The organism is Actinoplanes siamensis, from assembly GCF_016862395.1.
GTDB lineage: Bacteria > Actinomycetota > Actinomycetes > Mycobacteriales > Micromonosporaceae > Actinoplanes > Actinoplanes siamensis.
The window spans coordinates 1-17,218 of the sequence record NZ_BOMW01000058.1 but is presented as its reverse complement, the minus strand read 5'-3'; the positions used below and the strand labels follow the sequence as shown (position 1 = coordinate 17,218).

The window sequence follows — 17,218 nt, the reverse complement described above, 5'->3', positions numbered from 1 at the left end:
CGCTTCTAGATCAGCCCTGCCCCACGGTCGTACCTGGAGGAGCCCGGGTACTGCCGAAGTTTACGCGACGTAGGATCAGCCGTCGTGCGCGTACTTCTGATCGGCTCCGGTGGGCGCGAGCACGCGCTCGCCGTCGGCCTCGCCGCCGACCCGTCCGTCGACTTCCTCGCCGCCGCTCCGGGCAACCCCGGGATAGCGCAGGTGGCGGAGCTGCATCCGGTGACGGCCACCGATCCGGCCGGGGTCGCCGCGCTCGCCGTCGAGCTGAGCGCCGACCTGGTCGTGATCGGCCCGGAGGCGCCGCTGGTGGCCGGCGTCGCCGACGCGGTGCGGGCCGAGGGCATCGCCTGCTTCGGCCCGTCCGCCGCGGCCGCGCGGCTGGAGGGCTCCAAGGCGTTCGCCAACGAGGTGATGGCCGCCGCGGGCGTGCCGACCGCGCGGTCGTTCGCGTGCACCACCGCCGACGAGGCACGGGCCGCGCTGGCCGAGTTCGGCGCCCCCTACGTGGTGAAGAACGACGGCCTCGCGGCCGGCAAGGGCGTCGTCGTCACGGACTCGCTGGAAGCGGCGATCCGGCACGCCGAGGAGTGCGGCAAGGTGGTCATCGAGGAGTTCCTCCCCGGCCCCGAGGTCTCGCTGTTCGTGGTCACCGACGGCACCGCTGTCGCCCCGCTGATGCCGGCGCAGGACTTCAAGCGCCTCAAGGACGGCGACGAGGGTCCGAACACCGGCGGCATGGGCGCCTACGCCCCGCTGGACTGGGCCCCCGCCGACCTGACCGAGCGGGTGCTGCGGGAGACCGTCGAGCCCACCCTGGCCGAGATGCGCCGGCGCGGCACCCCGTTCGCCGGGCTGCTCTACGTCGGGCTCGCGCTCACCCCGGACGGTCCCAAGGTCATCGAGTTCAACGCCCGCTTCGGAGACCCGGAGACCCAGGTGGTGCTGGCGCTGCTGGCGACGCCGCTGGCCGGTCTGCTGAAGGCGGCGGCCACCGGCACGCTCGCCGGGCACCCGCCGCTGCGCTGGCACGACGGCTCGGCGGTCACGGTGGTCGTGGCCGGCCACAACTACCCCGGCACGCCGCGCACCGGAGACGTCATCACGGGCGCCGAGGTGCCCGGGGTGATTCACGCCGGCACCGCGCGCAACGACGCCGGCGAGCTGGTCTCCGCCGGCGGCCGGGTGCTCAGCGTGACGGCCACCGGCGCGGATCTCGCCGCGGCTCGCGAGGCGGCCTATGCGCTGGTGGCGGGCGTGTCGCTGCCCGGCGCGCAGTTCCGCACCGACATCGCGCTGCGCGCGGTCGACCACCGGATCAAAATCTGAGACCCGCTGGGGTACGGCCGGAGCGCAGCCCCCGCCACTCGGGCCGCGCCACACCGCCCTGCCTCCGGCCGGCCCCCGCTCCCGGCTGGCTTTCCCGGTGCCTCGAAGGCCGCGAGACACCCGGAAAGCCAGCCGCTCCCGGCCCGGCTGGTCCGCGGGGCGCCTCGGAAGAGCGGGGTTCCGCGGCGGGGTGGGCGCGGGATGATCTGACCCGGGAGGGCGGCTCTTCCGGCGTACCAGGGAAAGGGTGTGTGGCCGGGCCGCGGAGACCGCGACCGGGCCGCACACCCCGCCCACGACGAACCCGGCCCTGATCAGGCCTTGGGGATGTCGAAGAGCTTGGCGATGCTCGCGGCCAGCGCCAGGTCGCCCTTCGCCTTGATCTTTCCGGTCATGAACAGCATCATCGGGTTGCCGTCGCCCGCGACCACCTTGAGGAACGTGACCGCGTCCATGGTCATGGCCAGCTTCGGCTCGCGGACCGGCTCCTTCGTGACGGTGCAGGCGCCGTTCTCGATCACGGTCTCGTAGGTGTTCGAGACGCCGTTCGGCCCGGTGATGATCCAGTGGATGACGGCCTGGGTGTCGCCGGCCTTCTCGGCGCGGAACAACGTGGGCATGCGGTTGAAGACCTCGTCGAGGATCTTGTCGCGCGCGTCCGACGCCATGATCTCGCTGATCTTGGAGTCCGGAGTGGACTTGACGAGCTGAGCGAACTCCTTCGGGCCGATCGCGGAGAGCGACTCGGGGCTGAATTCAGTCATCAATGGACCTTTCGGAATGAGCGTCGAACCTACTCGCCGGTAACCTTAGCGAGGATGCCGCCTTTTCGTGCAGTCTGCCACTCTCCAACAACTGTTGGACGGTTGGCCCGGACAGCCATAGACTCCCCGGCATGTCTGTGGGGGAGGATGGGCGGGCCTCGCTCCGGGCGCTCGCGCATCCGGTCCGGCTGCGGATGTTGTCGCTGCTCACCGGCGTTTCGTTGACCGCCGCAGAGGTGGCCCGGGAGCTCGGCATCACGCATGCCAACGCCAGTTACCACCTGCGCAACCTGTTCGCCAGCGGGCTCATCGTGGCCGCCGGCGAGGAGAAGATCCGCGGTGGACTCGCCAAGCGGTATCGCTACGAGCCCGGGAAGTTCACCCCGGAGCAGGCCTGTCCCGCCGCCGCCGGCGAGCTGACCCGGCGCGCGGAGGGCCGGCCCGGGGGCGCCGGCGTGCTCGGCGTCGCCGAGGTCTGGATCGAGCCGGCGGTCTGGCGGGACGTCCGCGACCGGATCGCCGCGGCGCTGCACGACCTGCACGCCGCGTCCCGGCCACCCGGCGCCGCGGGCACGATCCGCACCAGCGTCACGGTGGCCCTGTTCGAGATGGACGATCCGCGGTGAGCGCCCGGGGCGCCCTGCGCCGCCCGGCGTTCCGGCGGCTGCTCGCCGGCCGCGCGGTGGACGCGTTCGGCAACGCGCTGGCCCCCATCGCGCTCGCCTTCGCGGTCCTCGACCTGACCGGCCGGGCCGGTGACCTGGGCCTGGTGGTCGGCGTCCGGACCCTGCTCAACGTGCTGTTCCTGCTCTTCGGCGGGGTCCTCGCCGATCGCCTGCCGAAACACCTGCTGATGGTCGGGGCGAACCTGGCCGCCGCGCTCACCCAGGCGGTGATCGCCGCCCTGGTGCTCACCCATACCGCCACCGTCCCGCTGCTGGTCGGCCTGGCCGCGGTGAACGGCGCGGTGGCCGCGGTCGCCATGCCGGCCAGCGCGGCGCTGCTGCCGCGCACCGTGGCCGAGGACGAGCGGCAGCCGGCCATCGCGCTCAACCGGCTGGCGCTGAGCGGCGCGATGATCCTCGGCGCGCCGCTCGGCGGGGTGCTGGTCGCCTCGGTCGGCCCCGGCTATGGCCTCGCCGCCGACGCCGGCACGTTCGTGGTCTCGGCGGTCTGCTTCGCGCTGATCCGCCTGCCCGGCCCGGCGGTCCCGCCGGGTCCGGCCCGGGCCGGCGTGCTGCGGGAGCTGCGCGCCGGGTGGACCGAATTCCGCGCGCACACCTGGCTCTGGGTCGTGGTCGCCTGCGCCTGCGTGGCGAACCTGGCCTGGGCCGGCGGCATGCACGTGCTCGCCCCCGCGCTCGCCGACACCACGATCGGCAGGCGGGCCTGGGGCCTGGTGCTGGCCGCGCAGACCGCCGGCATGATCGTCGGCGGCCTGGTCGCGATGCGGCTGCGGCCGCGGCGCATGCTCCGGTACGGCGCGATCACCCTCCTCGTGCTGGCCGGCCCGCTGCTCGTCCTCGGCCTGACCCCGCGCCTGATCCCGCTGGCCGTCGCCGCGTTCCTGGCCGGGGTCGCGCTGGAGCAGTTCACCGTCGCCTGGGAGACGTCGATGCAGGAGCACATCCCGGCGGACCGGCTGGCCCGGGTGTATTCGTACGACATGGTGGGCTCCTTCGTCGCGATCCCGGCCGGGGAGATCGCGGCCGGGCCGGTCGCCGACCGCTTCGGCCTGCAGCCCACCCTGCTCGCCGCGGCCGGTGTCGTGGTGGCCGCCGTCCTGGCGATGCTGAGCAGCTCGGAGGTCCGCACCCTGCGTCACCGGCTGCGAAGGACGGAACCGGGGACCATGGAAGAATCGGTGCCGTGACCATCCCGAACGTGCTTGCCAGCCGCTACGCCTCCGCCGAACTCGTCACTCTCTGGTCGCCGGAGGAGAAGATCCGGATGGAGCGCCGGCTCTGGCTGGCGGTCCTGAAGGCCCAGCGTGACCTCGGTGTCTCGGTTCCCGACGGCGCCGTCGAGGCGTACGAGTCCGTTCTCGACCAGGTGGACCTGGCGTCGATCGCGGCCCGCGAGCGGATCACCCGGCACGACGTGAAGGCGCGCATCGAGGAGTTCTCCGAGCTCGCCGGCTTCCAGCAGATCCACAAGGGAATGACCTCCCGCGACCTCACCGAGAACGTCGAGCAGCTGCAGGTCCGGGCGTCGCTGGAGCTGATCCGGGACCGCGTGGTGGCGGCCCTGGCCCGGCTCACCGCGCTCGCCGTGGAGCACTCCGACCTGGTGATGACCGGCCGCTCGCACAACGTCGCGGCGCAGGCCACCACGCTGGGCAAGCGGTTCGCCTCGGCGACCGAGGAGCTGCTGATCGCGTACGAGCGGCTGGACGACCTGATCGGCAGGTACCCGCTGCGCGGCATCAAGGGCCCGGTCGGCACCGCGGCCGACCAGCTCGACCTGCTCGACGGCTCGTTCGAGAAGCTGGCCGAGCTGGAGGCCAAGGTCGCCGAGCACCTCGGCTTCGCCCGAGTGCTGAACAGCGTCGGCCAGGTCTACCCGCGCTCGATCGACTTCGACGTGGTCTCCGCGCTCGCCCAGATCGTCGCCGGTCCGTCCTCGCTGGCCACCACGATCCGCCTGATGGTCGGCCAGGAGCTGGTGACCGAAGGCTTCAAGCCGGGCCAGGTGGGCTCGTCGGCGATGCCGCACAAGATGAACACCCGCTCGTCGGAGCGGGTCAACGGCCTGGCCGTGATCGTCCGGGGGTACCTCTCGATGGTCGGCGAGCTGGCCGGCGACCAGTGGAACGAGGGTGACGTCTCCTGCTCGGTGGTGCGCCGGGTGGCCCTGCCCGACGCGTTCTTCGCCACCGACGGGCTGTTCCAGACGTTCCTCACGGTGCTCGACGAGTTCGGGGCGTACCCCGCCGTGATCGCCCGCGAGCTGGACCGCTTCCTGCCGTTCCTGACCACCACGAAGCTGCTGGTGGCGGCGGTGCGCAAGGGCGTCGGCCGGGAGGTCGCGCACGAGGTGATCAAGGAGCACGCGGTCGCCGTGGCGCTGGCCATGCGGGAGAAGGGCGTGGCGGTCAACGACCTGTTCGACCGGCTCGCCGAGGACGGCCGGCTCGGGCTGACCCGCGCCGAGATCGACACTCTGGTCGCCGACCGGGCCGCGTTCGTGGGCGCCGCGCCGGCCCAGGTCCGCGCGGTGGCGGAGCGGGTCGCCGGGATCGTCGAGCGGCACCCGTCGGCGGCGGCCTACGCTCCCGCGCCGATTCTCTGACCCGCCCGGTACGACCGGTGGCCCGTGCCGGTTCGGCACGGGCCACCGTGAACGGCCGGGTCAGACGCCGGCGACGGACGTGATCCAGGCCCGGTTGTACGCCACGCTGCCGTAGTACTGACGGCTGGTGCCGTCAGCTGTCGACGCCACGCCGACCTGGGCGCCGTTGTAGACCTGCGGCCCGCCGGAGTCGCCGCGCCAGGCGTTGCCGTTCACCCCGGTGCTGGCGATGGCCCGGCCGCCGTAGGCGTCGGTCGCGTTGGTGGAGGTGACCGAGACGGTCGCGGTCTTCAGGGTGGCGGAGGCGTCGCAGCCGGAGTAACAGGTCATGCCCCACCCGTAGATCGAGTTGGTGGAGCCGACCGGCGGGTAGGAGCTCGACAGCGGCATGTAACTGGTGGTCACCGGGCTGCTCAGCCGCATCAGCGCCAGGTCGCTGCGGGTGCTGGTGCTGCTCACCGTCCGGGTGACGCCGCCGGACGTGCGGTTCACGCTGCCGACCCGGACCGACATGGTGCCGCTGATGCAGTGCCGCGCGGTCAACACGTAGTTCGCCGAGATGATGGTGCCCGAGCAGGTGAAGCTGCCGTTGCTGAACACCGCGGCGGCCCAGGGCGCCGAGGAGACCGTGCTGCCGCCGATGATGTACGGCGTGACGCCGTCCGAGGCCTGAGCCGCGGCGGGCGCGGCGAGGACGGCGGCGGCGACGCCGGCGAGAGCGGCCACGAGTCGAATGCGCACGTCGGATTCCTTTCGAGGTGGTGGGGGATGGCGCGCGCGAGAATTGCATCGAATTCGATGGATGAAAACTACCGGACACCCGGCGTGTGGCCCACCATCCAATCGGCCCCTATCACCGTGTGATGACCCGGAGATCGCAGCTCAGTGACGTTTGCGTCAGTCTGCCGACACCGGCCCCCGAGGTCGCGGCGGGCTTGACCAGGTAGGCTCCAACGTGCTTACACCTATCAGTCAGGAGTGCCCGTGGCTCGCGTCGTGGTCGACGTCATGCTCAAGCCGGAGATCCTGGACCCGCAGGGTCAGGCGGTGGCGAATGCGCTGCCCAGGCTCGGCGTCACCGATGTCTCCTCTGTCCGCATCGGCCGTCGGATCGAGATCGAATTCGATGGCGAACCCGATCTGGATCGGGCTCGCGAGATCGCCGACAAGCTGCTCGCCAACCCGGTGATCGAGGACTACGCGGTCCGGGTCGAGAGCGCGGCGGAGGTCGCCTGACCATGCGGATCGGTGTGGTGACCTTCCCCGGATCACTGGACGACGGGGACGCCGCCCGCGCCGCCCGGATCGCCGGCGCCGAGGCGGTCCGTCTCTGGCACGGGGACCCGGACCTGCACGGGGTCGACGCCGTGGTCCTGCCCGGCGGCTTCTCGTACGGCGACTATCTGCGCTGCGGCGCCATCGCGCGATTCGCTCCGGTCATGGAGTCGATCATCGACGCGGCCCGCGGCGGCCTGCCCGTGCTGGGCATCTGCAACGGTTTCCAGGTTCTCTGCGAGGCACACCTGCTGCCCGGCGCGCTGACCCGGAACCAGCATCTGCACTTCCGTAACCGGGACCAGTGGCTCAAGGTCGAGGCGACGAACACCGCCTGGACCAACGGCTTCACCCCCGGTCAGGAGATCCTCATCCCGGTGAAGAACGGTGAGGGCTGTTTCGTCGCCGATCCGGCCACGCTGGACAAGCTGGAGGCCGAGGGCCGGGTGATCGCGCGCTACGTCCGCGGCAACCCGAACGGCTCGCAGCGCGACATCGCCGGGATCACCAACGAGGCCGGCAACGTCGTCGGCATCATGCCGCACCCGGAACACGCCGTGGAGGCGCTGACCGGCCCGTCGCTCGACGGCCTCGGCTTCTTCACCTCCGTCCTGCGGGCCCTGGCGGGGGCGGCCGCGGGCGGTCAGCTCGCAGGGGGACAGCAGTGACGACGCAGCAGGACAAGAGCGGTTTCGCTGCGACCGACGTACTGGCCAACGAGTTCGCGGACGGTCCGGACACCGTCCAGAAGGCCGAGCAGTCCCCGGACGAGCTCCAGCCCTTCGCCGACCTGGGCCTCAAGGACGACGAGTACGCGAAGATCCGGGACATCCTGGGCCGGCGCCCCACGGCGTCCGAGCTCGCGATGTACTCGATCATGTGGAGTGAGCACTGCTCGTACAAGTCGAGCAAAGTGCACCTGCGCGAGTTCGTCGCCAAGGTTCCGAAGAACACCCGGATGCTGGCCGGCATCGGGGAGAACGCGGGCGTCGTGCAGGTCTCCGACGACCTGGCGGTGACCTTCAAGGTCGAGTCGCACAACCACCCCAGCTACGTGGAGCCCTACCAGGGCGCGGCCACCGGCGTCGGCGGCATCGTGCGCGACATCCTGGCGATGGGCGCCCGCCCGATCGCGGTGATGGACCCGCTGCGCTTCGGCGCGGCCGACCACCCGGACACCGCTCGCGTGCTGCCCGGCGTGGTGGCCGGCATCGGCGGCTACGGCAACTGCCTCGGCCTGCCGAACATCGGTGGCGAGATCGTCTTCGACCCGTGTTACCAGGGCAATCCGCTGGTCAACGCGCTGTCGATAGGTGTCCTGCCGGTCGAGCGGCTGCAGAAGAAGGAAGCCACCGGCAGCGGCAACATCGTCGTGCTGCTCGGCGCGCGGACCGGCCGCGACGGCATCGGCGGCGTCTCCGTGCTGGCGTCGGCCACCTTCGACGAGGAGGCCGAGCAGCGCCGCCCGTCGGTGCAGGTGGGCGACCCGTTCATGGAGAAGCTGCTGATCGAGAGCTGCCTGGAGCTGTACGACGCCGGCCTGGTCACCGGCATCCAGGACCTCGGCGGCGCCGGCCTGACCTGCGCGCTCACCGAGACCGCCGCGGCGGCCGGCACCGGCATGCGGGTCTGGTTGGAGCGGGTCCCGCTGCGCGAGGCGTCGATGTCGCCGACCGAGATCCTGGCCAGCGAGTCGCAGGAGCGGATGCTCCTGATCGTCACGCCGGAGAACCTGGACGCGGTGCTCAAGGTCGCCGAGAAGTGGGGCGTCTGGGCCACCGCGATCGGCGAGGTCACCCCGCGGGGCGAGGACGGCTCCCCGGGCCGCCTCGTGATCACCTGGAACGACCACGTCGTGGTGGACGTGCCGCCCGGCTCGCTGGCCGACGACGGCCCGGTCTACGAGCGGCCGCTGCGCGAGCCGTCCGACCTGATCCTGCTGCAGGCCGACCGGGCCGAGACGCTGCCGCGCCCGGCCACCGGCGACGAGCTGCGCGAGACAGTGCTGCGGATGGCGGCGTCGCCGAACCTGTGCGACAAGACCTGGGTGACCGAGCAGTACGACCGCTACGTGCTCGGCAACACCGTGCTGGCCCAGCCGGAGGACTCCGGTGTGCTGCGGCTCGACGAGCAGACGAACCTCGGCGTGGCGCTGTCGGTGGACGGCAACGGGCGCTTCGCGCGGCTCGATCCGTACGAGGGCGCCAAGCTGGCCCTGGCCGAGGCGTACCGCAACGTCGCAGTGACCGGCGCCGAGCCGATCGCGGTGACCGACTGCCTGAACTTCGGCTCGCCCGAGGACCCGGCCGTGATGTGGCAGTTCGCCCAGGCCGTGCGCGGTCTGGCGGACGGCTGTCAGCAGTTGGGCACCCCGGTGACCGGCGGCAACGTCAGCTTCTACAACCAGACCGGCGCCGCGGCGATCCACCCGACCCCGGTGGTCGGCGTGATGGGTCTCTTCGACGACGTGACCCGGCGGATCCCGATGGGCTTCAAGAACAGCGGCGAGCTGCTCTTCCTGCTCGGCGAGACCCGGGCGGAGCTGTCCGGCTCGGAGTGGGCCTGGGTGACGCACGGCCACCTCGGCGGCCGTCCGCCCAAGGTCGACCTCGCGGCCGAGCAGGCGCTCGGCAAGGTGATGGCCCGGGCGTCGCAGGCCGGTGTGGTCAGCGCCGCGCACGACCTCTCCGACGGCGGTCTGGCGCAGGTACTGGTGGAGAGCTCCCTGCGGTACGGGGTCGGCGCCCAGGTGACTCTCCCGGAGGACGTCTTCGTCCAGCTGTTCAGCGAGTCGGCGGGGCGGGTCCTGGTGGCCGTGCCGCGCGCCCACGAGGCGGCGTTCACGGCGCTGGTGACCGAGTTCGGTGTTCCGTACACCCAGATCGGCGTCACGTCCGAGACGGCGGCGCTGGAGGTCACCGGGCAGTTCACCATTCCGCTGGACGAACTGCGCGCGTCGTACTCGGGCACCCTGCCTAAGCTGTTCGGCACGCCGGCGCAGGACGAGAGCGGCGAGGTCCGCTCGGTGACGCTGGAGCTGATCGAGCCGAAGCCGCAGCCCTGATCCGATCGCGAAGCCGGCCGCGGAGATCCTCCCCGGCCGGCTTTTTTTGTGCCATCTGAAAAAAGGCCCCGCGCGGATCGCGCGGGGCCTTTTTCGGATCAGGTCACTCGTCCCACTCGCGGTTACGGCGAGTCGGGTCCGGCTGGCCGCCGTACGCCCCGCCGCGCTGATCGTAACCGCCCTGCTGACGCCCGTAACCGTTGTTCGGCTGGTGCTGCTGCTGGTCGTAGCCGCCCTGGTCGTAGCCCTGGTTGCCGTAGCCCTGCTGGCCGTAACCCTGGTCGTAGCCGCCTTGCTGCTGGCCGTATCCACCTTGGTCGTAGCCACCTTGCTGCTGGCCGTAACCCTGGTCGTAGCCACCTTGCTGCTGGCCGTATCCGCCCTGGTCGTAGCCACCTTGCTGCTGGCCGTAACCCTGGTCGTAGCCGCCTTGCTGCTGGCCGTAACCCTGGTCGTAGCCGCCGTAGCCGCCCTGGTCGTCGTACCCGCCGTTGTCCGGCTGGTACATGCCGGTGCGCTCGTCGTAGCGCTGCTGGCCCTGCTGGGGCTGGCCGTAACCGTCGTCCTGGGCGTTGTAGACGCCTGTCGCGCCGCCGTAGTTGCCCGCGGCGCCGCCCTGCTGCGGGCCGCCGTAGTTGCCACCCTGGTCGTCCCACTGGCCGTTGTTCGCGCCGAGGAAGCCGCCCTGCGGCGGGACGGGAGCGCCGTACGGATCGGGGAACTCGTCCTCGACCGGCGGGCGGTGGATCATCGTAGGCGCGTCGCCCAGACCGCCGCCCATCCCGGCGCCGGCGACCATCGTCGCGTCGTTGCCACGGCTGCCGGCGCCCACCGGCGCGGCCACCCGGGTGGCGTCCGCGCCGCCGAACCGGCCGGGGCCGGCCGGGCTGCCGTTCGGGCCGCCGATGCTGGTGCCGGTCTCCGACGGATCGCTGTTCGCCGCGTTCTTGCGGCGCATCCAGACCAGCACCATCGCGCCGACGCCGGCCGCGACCAGCAGGCCGCCCATCACGATCAGCAGCCAGGAGCTGCCGCCGCTGTCGTCCGACGCGTTCGACGTGTCCGCGGCCTGCGTGTTCGCCGGGGTGGTCTCCTCGTCGGTGGCCTCGTCGGTGGCCTCGTCGGTCGCCTCGGCGCTGGCCGGGGCGCTCACCGACGTGCTGGGCGACGGCGACGCGGTGGCCGCCGAGGCCCTCAGCGTGATCGTCGCCGTCACGCTCTTGCCCGCGCTGCCGTTGACCGTGGCCTTGGCGCCCTTGTAGCCGTCCAGCGTCGCGCCGACGGTGATCGATCCGGTGGCGATCGGGTTCGCGTCCGAGGACGTGAAGGAGAAGCCGCCGTCGCCGTTCGTGGTGGTGCTGTACTGGTGACCCTTGCTGTCCGACATGCCCACGGTGGCGCCGGGCAGGCTCTTGCCCGAGCCGTCCTTGACCCGGCCGGAGACCTGCCGGACGTTCTGCGGGGCCTCCGGGCCGTTGACCTTGATGGTCGTGCTCCGGGTGGTGGTCTCCTCGCCGGCCGCGGTCACCGTGAAGGTGACCGACCTGGACTGACCCGCGGCGACATTCGGCAGGGTCAGGGTGGCGCTGAAGGTGCCCTCCTTGCCGCCCGCCGGGACCGAGTTGTTCCCGCAGTCGCCGGCACACGTGGCGCCGCCACTCACCGAGACCGAGACGTTCACGTTCGGCGCCGGCGTGCTGCCGCCCACGGTGCCGCCTCCGGTGGAGGCCCCCGGGTTACTGACCGTGTAGCGCACGGTTACAGTACTTCCGGAGTTGGCGTCGTTCGATGACGCGTTGACCGTCACGGTTGGAGGGGCCGCCAGGGCAGCCGTCGGTACACCGGCCGCCAAGCCGACGACCAGCGCCAGGAACGCACCGGCCTGGGCTGTCCGGCCTCGTAGGTGCGTCGTCACGTCCACCGCCTTCCGTGTCGCGCGGTCCCCGGTCACTCGCCCGTGAGATCTCCCGCGACTTTTACGCCGTCGGCCACTATGCCTTGCCACACGCCTTTTGCGCGACCCAGGGGCGTGTGCTGTTGTCGGTGAACCGCGTCGTATCGTCCCGACATGTCGCCTGCGCACAATAAATCCGAGCCGGTGTCCGCGGCGCTGGACGCGCTGGACCAGGGTGCCGAACTTGACCGGACGGTCCTGCGTGACGCGGTCCGAGCGCTGTTGACCGAGTTGTCCCGGCGAGCGCCTGGCCGATCGGTTGAGGTCCGGATTCCACCTTTCGGTGCGATTCAGTGCGTACCCGGTCCACGCCACACCCGCGGCACACCGCCCAATGTGGTCGAAACGGATCCGGTGACGTGGCTGCTGGTGGCCACCGGGCGCGTGGGATGGGCAGAAGCGGTCCGTGACGGACGTCTCCGAGCCAGCGGAATCCGCACCGATCTGACCGACTACCTGCCGCTGACCCCGGAATGAGCCCGGGCCGGGTCCCACTGGGCTCGCGTACACTTGGCGATCGGAGCGAGCGGAGTTCGGGCGGACCAGCGGTTCGGATTGGTCGGCGCTTCGAGCAGTTCGCGCAGATCCGACATGAGGGAGCGAGCAGGTGCCCCGAGGCGACGGCCGACTGACCGACGATCTCGACCCCCAGGAACGCGGCCCCCAGGACGCCTGTGGCGTCTTCGGTGTCTGGGCCCCCGAGGAAGAGGTCGCCAAACTCACGTACTTCGGGCTGTACGCACTCCAGCACCGGGGCCAGGAGGCCGCCGGCATCGCGGTGAGCGACGGTTCCGGTGTCGTGGTCTACAAGGACGTCGGCCTGGTCTCCCAGGTGTTCGACGAGCCCACTCTGGCCAGTCTGCGCGGCCACCTGGCCATCGGCCACGCGCGGTACTCCACGACCGGCGGCTCCAACTGGGAGAACGCGCAGCCGACGATCCGGGCCACCACGGCCGGCACGACCATCGCCCTGGCCCACAACGGCAACCTGGTGAACACCGCCGAGCTGGCCAAGGAGGTCGCCGGCCGCGGCCTCGAGGTGGGCGACGCGACATCGGACACCATGCTTGTCACCACGCTGCTGGCCGGCCGCCCGGACCTGTCGGTCGAGGCCGCGGCGCTGGAGGTGCTGCCCACCCTGCGCGGGGCATTCAGCTTCGTCTTCATGGACGAGCACACGCTCTACGCGGCGCGCGACCCGCAGGGCGTGCGCCCGCTGGTGCTGGGCCGGATGGAGCGCGGCTGGGTGGTCGCCAGCGAGACCGCCGCGCTGGACATCACCGGCGCCAGCTTCGTCCGCGAGGTGGAGCCCGGCGAGATCATCGCGATCGACGAGCACGGCCTGCGCTCCTCGCGGTTCGCCGCCCCGGAGCCCAAGGGCTGCCTCTTCGAGTACGTGTACCTGGCCCGCCCGGACACCACGATCGCCGGCCGCAACATCTACGCCGCGCGGGTCGAGGTCGGCCGCAAGCTGGCCAAGGAACACCCGGTCGAGGCGGATCTGGTGATCGGCGTGCCGGAGTCCGGCATCCCGGCCGCGATCGGCTACGCGGAGGCCTCCGGCATCCCGTACAGCGCCGGCTTCATGAAGAACGCGTACGTCGGGCGTACCTTCATCCAGCCCTCGCAGACCATCCGCCAGCTCGGGATCAGGCTCAAGCTGAACCCGCTGCGCGAGGTGGTCCGCGGCAAGCGGATCGTGGTGATCGACGACTCGATCGTGCGGGGCAACACCCAGCGCGCCCAGATCCGGATGCTGCGCGAGGCCGGCGCCCTCGAGATCCATGTGCGGATCTCGTCGCCGCCGGTGAAGTGGCCGTGCTTCTACGGCATCGACTTCGCCACCCGCGCCGAGCTGATCGCGAACGGTCTGGAGATCGACGGCATCCGCCGCTCGATCGGCGCCGACAGCCTGGGCTACGTCTCGCTGGACGGCCTGGTCCAGGCCACCGAGCAGCCGAAGTCACGGCTCTGCATGGCCTGCTTCGACGGGCAGTACCCGATCGAGCTGCCGACCGCCGATCTGATCGGCAAGCACGTGCTGGAGGGTGTCGGCCGGCGGGTCGCCATGCCGAACGCCTCGGACGAGGTGGCCGAGGCCGCCGTCACCGGGCTCGAGGCCGGTTACGAGGCCCGCGAGCACCCGGACGACCACGCGGCACCGGCGCCGCTGGTCGCCAGTCCGGGCGGCGCCTCGGCGCTGCACCACCCGTGATCTTTTTGTCTGCAGAACCGCTAAGGGGAGAACCGTGACGCACGTGTCCGAGCGCAGTGCCGGATCGAACGGCGCTGAGGGCGGCGACCGACAGCCGTGGACGGCGGGCGCCGTTCGTGGACCGCGCAAGCGCTCCGCGACGTACGCGGCGGCGGGTGTGTCGATCGACGCCGGCGATCGGGCGGTCGAGCTGCTCAAGTCCAAGGTGAAGAAGACCACCCGGCCCGAGGTGATGGGTGACCTGGGCGGCTTCTCCGGCCTGTTCCGGCTGAACACCGCGAAGTACTCCAGCCCGATCCTGGCCTCGTCCACCGACGGCGTGGGCACCAAGCTGGTCATCGCCCAGCAGCTCGACATCCACGACACGATCGGCATCGACCTGGTCGCCATGGTCGTCGACGACCTGGTCGCCTGCGGCGCCGAGCCGCTGTTCCTGCTCGACTACATCGCCTGCGGCGAGGTCGTGCCGGACAAGATCGCCGAGATCGGCGCGGGCATCGCGGACGGCTGCCGCTACGCCGGCTGTGCCCTGCTCGGCGGCGAGACCGCCGAGCACCCCGGCGTGCTGCGCCCGGACGAGTACGACGTCTCCGCCACCGGCGTCGGCGTGGTCGAGGAGAGTGAGATCCTCGGCAAGGAGCGGGTCGAGCTGGGCGACGCGGTGATCGCGATGCGCTCCTCCGGCCTGCACTCCAACGGCTACTCGCTGGTCCGGCACGTGCTGCTGGGCGCCGGCCGGATGCGCCTGGACACGGTGGTCGACGACTTCGGCACCTCGCGCACCCTGGGCGAGGAACTGCTCACCCCCACCAAGATCTACGCCAAGGACTGCCTGGGCCTGATCGAGGAGACCGACGTCCGGGCGTTCTCGCACGTCACCGGCGGCGGCATCCCGGGCAACCTGAACCGGGTGCTGCCGGGCACCATGGACGCCGTGGTGGACCGCTCCACCTGGCGCCCGCAGCCGATCTTCGACCTGATCCAGGCCAAGGGCCGGATCGAGGACACGGAGATGGAGGCCACCTTCAACATGGGCGTCGGCATGTTCGCGATCGTCTCCTCCGACGACGCGGACCGGGCCATGGCCTACCTGGCCGGCCGCGGCGTGGAGGCGTGGCAGGTCGGCGAGGTCGTGGAGGGCGCCGGCGAGGTGCAGATGATGGGTTCGTACACCCGGGGCTGACGCTGGGTGATCCCTTGTCGCGAGCCTGGTTCGCGACGGGCGGAAGTGAAATGATCCGCGTGCGCCGATGTCCGGCGCATGCGGATCTTTCGCATTGGAGTGTGGACCGCGAGGCCTAGCCTGGCCCTGTGTCACGGGTGCCGGATGCCGGACGGAGGTGCGCGATGGCGGACGCGTGGAACGGGATGCGGGGCATCTCGGCGGAACCAGGTTACGTCGTCATGCAGCCGACTACTCTGTGCAACCTAGCCTGCAAATACTGTTACCTGCCGTTCCGCCGGGAGAACCGGAGGATGCCGGTGGCCGTCGCCGAGGCGGTGGCCGCCGAGGTCGCCGGTTACGCCCGGGCCGGCCGTTTCTCGGTGGTCTGGCACGGCGGCGAGCCGCTGGCCGCCGGAGCGGCCCACCTCGCCGCCCTCTTCGCGCCGTTCGGTGCAGGCGTGGAGCACCACGTGCAGACCAACGCCACGCTGATCGACGACGCCTGGTGCGAGTTCTTCCGGGCGCACGACGTCCGGGTGAGCGTGAGCGTGGACGGCCCGCCGGTGCGCAACGGCGACCGGGTGGACCGGGCCGGCAAGCCGGCCTACGACCTGATCGCCAAGGGGATCGGCGCGCTGCGGCGGCACGGCATCCCGTTCTCCACACTCTGCGTGGTGCCTGACCCGCGACCCGGTGTGGCCACCGAGCTCTACGAGTACTTCCTGGATCTGGGCTGCGAGGTGCTCGGCATCAACGTGGAAGAGCAGGAGGGGGTCAACCTCCGGCTCAACCGGCACGACCCGGCAGCGGTCAGCGCCTTCTGGGCCGAGCTGGTCGGCGCGTGGCGCAAGGCGCCCCGGATACATCTGCGCGAGGTGGAGTGGACGCTGCGGTACGCCGCGGCGGTCCTCGACGGCACCGCCGACGAGTTGCTGCCCCGTCGGCTGGATCCGATCCCGACCATCGCGTACGACGGCTCGGTGGTGTTGCTCTCCCCCGAGCTGGCCGGTTTCCACGATCCCCGGTACGGCGACTTCACCAGCGGCAACGTCCTGACCACCCCGCTGCGGCGGATCCTGGCGACCGCGGCGGACACGCCCTGGATCGGCGAATTCCTGCGCGGGGTCGAGGCGTGCCGGCAGAGCTGCCCGTACTTCGGCTTCTGTGGCGGCGCCCACGCGGCCAACCGCTACTTCGAGCACGGCAGGTTCGACGTCACCGAGACGAACCACTGCCGGAACAGCAAGATTCGCCTACTGGAGGGAGTGCTGGACCATGCCCGAGATCACGAGCCCACGGCTGTCTGACGACGTGGAGGCGGATCCGGTGGCGTCCCGGGTGCACGACGCTCGGGACGGGCTGGCCGCGCTGGTCGTGGAGGCGGATCCGGTGACGTCCCGGGTGCACGACACCCGGCACGGGCTGGCCGCGCTCATCGCGGAGGCGGAAACGGCCCGACGGCAGCGCGCCGAGGAGGCTTCGCCCGACAGCGGCTCGGCGGTCTGCGCCTGGAACCACTTCGAGAACATTCCTACGTTCTACAACTGGAACAACCGGCCACGCTGAAGCGAGGCTCGGTCGAAGCCCACGCGGACATCGCCCGCGTGGGCTCCAGCTGTGACCGCTAGGAGTTCATGACCACGACACAACAGAGCACGCAGGTCATGCCGCGTGCTCTGTGCAATACGGGTCAAATACGCCTTGGAGGCGACCAGGAATCCTGGTCGTCGTCAGCGTCATCCTCGTCATCGTCAACGAACTCTTCGTTGTCGTCGTCGAAATGACGGTCGGACTGGCGTGTCCCGGCCAGTTCGCGCTGCAAGGCGGTGAGGTCGGTGTTCGGGGAGTGATACTTCAACTCCCGGGCCACCTTCGTCTGCTTGGCCTTAGCACGGCCGCGCCCCATGGCTCGACCCCCTCGCACAGAATTCGGGGCAGCCCGAAGGCGGGCCCCGATGACGTCAGGCATCTCTCGTGGGTCTTACGGTACATGGACGATGCCGTCTTCGGCACCTCGGGTTGCGTGTGACACTGCCGCGCGTCGCGGTTGTTCTTGAAAGGCGTGACGCGGCGTGCCCCAAAGCGCCTATTTCGGGAGCTGGCCGGGGGTGCGACCAGGCCGGAGCAGGCCGGTCGGCGGGGACGCGGCGGGCAAGGCGGTCGG

Annotated in this window: 16 protein-coding genes; 12 read left to right on the top strand and 4 right to left on the bottom strand. The window is 71.1% G+C overall.

Annotation, left to right across the window (positions count from 1 at the left end):
• Nucleotides 1-84 precede the first annotated feature (84 nt).
• A complete protein-coding gene (gene purD, locus Asi03nite_RS27720) occupies nt 85-1,326 on the top strand; it encodes a phosphoribosylamine--glycine ligase (RefSeq protein ID WP_203683414.1) in 1,242 nt (413 codons plus the stop codon).
• Between the two features lie 314 nt (nt 1,327-1,640).
• Here purD and Asi03nite_RS27715 read toward each other — a convergent pair whose 3' ends face one another.
• Nucleotides 1,641-2,090: an SCP2 sterol-binding domain-containing protein gene (locus tag Asi03nite_RS27715; RefSeq protein ID WP_203683413.1), complete on the bottom strand. Its 450-nt coding sequence runs from the start codon at nt 2,088-2,090 to the stop codon at nt 1,641-1,643.
• Between the two features lie 131 nt (nt 2,091-2,221).
• Here Asi03nite_RS27715 and Asi03nite_RS27710 point away from each other — a divergent pair, with 131 nt between their 5' ends.
• Genes Asi03nite_RS27710 through purB form a run of 3 tightly spaced genes read left to right on the top strand, consistent with a single transcriptional unit; the run spans nt 2,222 to nt 5,381 of the window.
• Nucleotides 2,222-2,716, top strand: coding sequence for an ArsR/SmtB family transcription factor (locus tag Asi03nite_RS27710; protein WP_203683412.1), 495 nt, complete (start codon nt 2,222-2,224; stop codon nt 2,714-2,716).
• The gene (locus Asi03nite_RS27705) at nt 2,713-3,963 is read left to right on the top strand and encodes an MFS transporter (RefSeq protein WP_203683411.1); all 1,251 of its coding nucleotides are present in this window, start codon (nt 2,713-2,715) and stop codon (nt 3,961-3,963) included. The genes Asi03nite_RS27710 and Asi03nite_RS27705 overlap by 4 nt, the downstream gene beginning before the upstream one ends.
• The gene (gene purB / locus Asi03nite_RS27700; protein WP_203683410.1) at nt 3,960-5,381 is read left to right on the top strand and encodes an adenylosuccinate lyase; all 1,422 of its coding nucleotides are present in this window, start codon (nt 3,960-3,962) and stop codon (nt 5,379-5,381) included. Before Asi03nite_RS27705 ends, purB begins: the two co-directional genes overlap by 4 nt.
• A 60-nt stretch (nt 5,382-5,441) precedes the next feature.
• Here purB and Asi03nite_RS27695 read toward each other — a convergent pair whose 3' ends face one another.
• Complete coding sequence (locus Asi03nite_RS27695) at nt 5,442-6,122, bottom strand: S1 family peptidase (protein WP_203683409.1); 681 nt, start codon at nt 6,120-6,122, stop codon at nt 5,442-5,444.
• A gap of 243 nt (nt 6,123-6,365) precedes the next feature.
• Between Asi03nite_RS27695 and purS the strand changes: the two genes are divergently transcribed.
• The 3 genes from purS to purL are packed head-to-tail and all read left to right on the top strand — an operon-like array spanning nt 6,366 to nt 9,720.
• Nucleotides 6,366-6,617 carry a phosphoribosylformylglycinamidine synthase subunit PurS gene (purS, locus tag Asi03nite_RS27690; RefSeq protein WP_203683408.1) on the top strand — a complete coding sequence of 84 codons (252 nt, stop codon included), beginning with the start codon at nt 6,366-6,368 and terminating at the stop codon, nt 6,615-6,617.
• Entirely contained in the window at nt 6,614-7,324 is a 711-nt protein-coding gene (purQ, locus tag Asi03nite_RS27685; RefSeq protein WP_089298002.1) for a phosphoribosylformylglycinamidine synthase subunit PurQ, read from the top strand. The genes purS and purQ overlap by 4 nt, the downstream gene beginning before the upstream one ends.
• Entirely contained in the window at nt 7,321-9,720 is a 2,400-nt protein-coding gene (gene purL / locus Asi03nite_RS27680) for a phosphoribosylformylglycinamidine synthase subunit PurL (protein ID WP_203683407.1), read from the top strand. Before purQ ends, purL begins: the two co-directional genes overlap by 4 nt.
• Before the next feature lie 103 nt (nt 9,721-9,823).
• Here purL and Asi03nite_RS27675 read toward each other — a convergent pair whose 3' ends face one another.
• A complete protein-coding gene (locus Asi03nite_RS27675; protein ID WP_203683406.1) occupies nt 9,824-11,428 on the bottom strand; it encodes a carboxypeptidase regulatory-like domain-containing protein in 1,605 nt (534 codons plus the stop codon).
• 360 nt (nt 11,429-11,788) lie between these two features.
• On the opposite strand from Asi03nite_RS27675, the gene Asi03nite_RS27670 reads away from it, so the two are divergent.
• The 5 genes from Asi03nite_RS27670 (at nt 11,789) to amcA (ending at nt 16,620) form a co-directional block, all read left to right on the top strand.
• The gene (locus Asi03nite_RS27670; protein WP_203683405.1) at nt 11,789-12,151 is read left to right on the top strand and encodes a sterol carrier family protein; all 363 of its coding nucleotides are present in this window, start codon (nt 11,789-11,791) and stop codon (nt 12,149-12,151) included.
• Nucleotides 12,152-12,281: 130 nt separating this feature from the next.
• Nucleotides 12,282-13,889, top strand: a complete 1,608-nt coding sequence (gene purF / locus Asi03nite_RS27665; RefSeq protein ID WP_203683404.1) for an amidophosphoribosyltransferase — start codon at nt 12,282-12,284, stop codon at nt 13,887-13,889.
• Between the two features lie 34 nt (nt 13,890-13,923).
• A complete protein-coding gene (gene purM / locus Asi03nite_RS27660; protein WP_203683403.1) occupies nt 13,924-15,072 on the top strand; it encodes a phosphoribosylformylglycinamidine cyclo-ligase in 1,149 nt (382 codons plus the stop codon).
• A 185-nt stretch (nt 15,073-15,257) separates the two neighbouring features.
• On the top strand, nt 15,258-16,361 hold the full coding sequence (gene amcB / locus Asi03nite_RS27655) for a cyclophane-forming radical SAM peptide maturase AmcB (protein WP_307834032.1): 1,104 nt from the start codon (nt 15,258-15,260) through the stop codon (nt 16,359-16,361).
• 67 nt (nt 16,362-16,428) lie between these two features.
• Nucleotides 16,429-16,620: a multiple cyclophane-containing RiPP AmcA gene (gene amcA / locus Asi03nite_RS27650; RefSeq protein WP_203683469.1), complete on the top strand. Its 192-nt coding sequence runs from the start codon at nt 16,429-16,431 to the stop codon at nt 16,618-16,620.
• A gap of 124 nt (nt 16,621-16,744) precedes the next feature.
• Here amcA and Asi03nite_RS27645 read toward each other — a convergent pair whose 3' ends face one another.
• Nucleotides 16,745-16,960, bottom strand: a complete 216-nt coding sequence (locus Asi03nite_RS27645) for a DUF3073 domain-containing protein (protein ID WP_203683401.1) — start codon at nt 16,958-16,960, stop codon at nt 16,745-16,747.
• Nucleotides 16,961-17,218 lie beyond the last annotated feature (258 nt).

Bases quoted from the DNA above. Each gene is read 5' to 3' on its own strand.
- amcB (WP_307834032.1), top strand. From the start codon at position 15,258: ATGCGGGGCATCTCGGCGGAACCAGGTTACGTCGTCATGCAGCCGACT.
- Asi03nite_RS27670 (WP_203683405.1), top strand. From the start codon at position 11,789: ATGTCGCCTGCGCACAATAAATCCGAGCCGGTGTCCGCGGCGCTGGAC.
- Asi03nite_RS27715 (WP_203683413.1), bottom strand. From the start codon at position 2,090: ATGACTGAATTCAGCCCCGAGTCGCTCTCCGCGATCGGCCCGAAGGAG.
- Asi03nite_RS27710 (WP_203683412.1), top strand. From the start codon at position 2,222: ATGTCTGTGGGGGAGGATGGGCGGGCCTCGCTCCGGGCGCTCGCGCAT.
- Asi03nite_RS27645 (WP_203683401.1), bottom strand. From the start codon at position 16,960: ATGGGGCGCGGCCGTGCTAAGGCCAAGCAGACGAAGGTGGCCCGGGAG.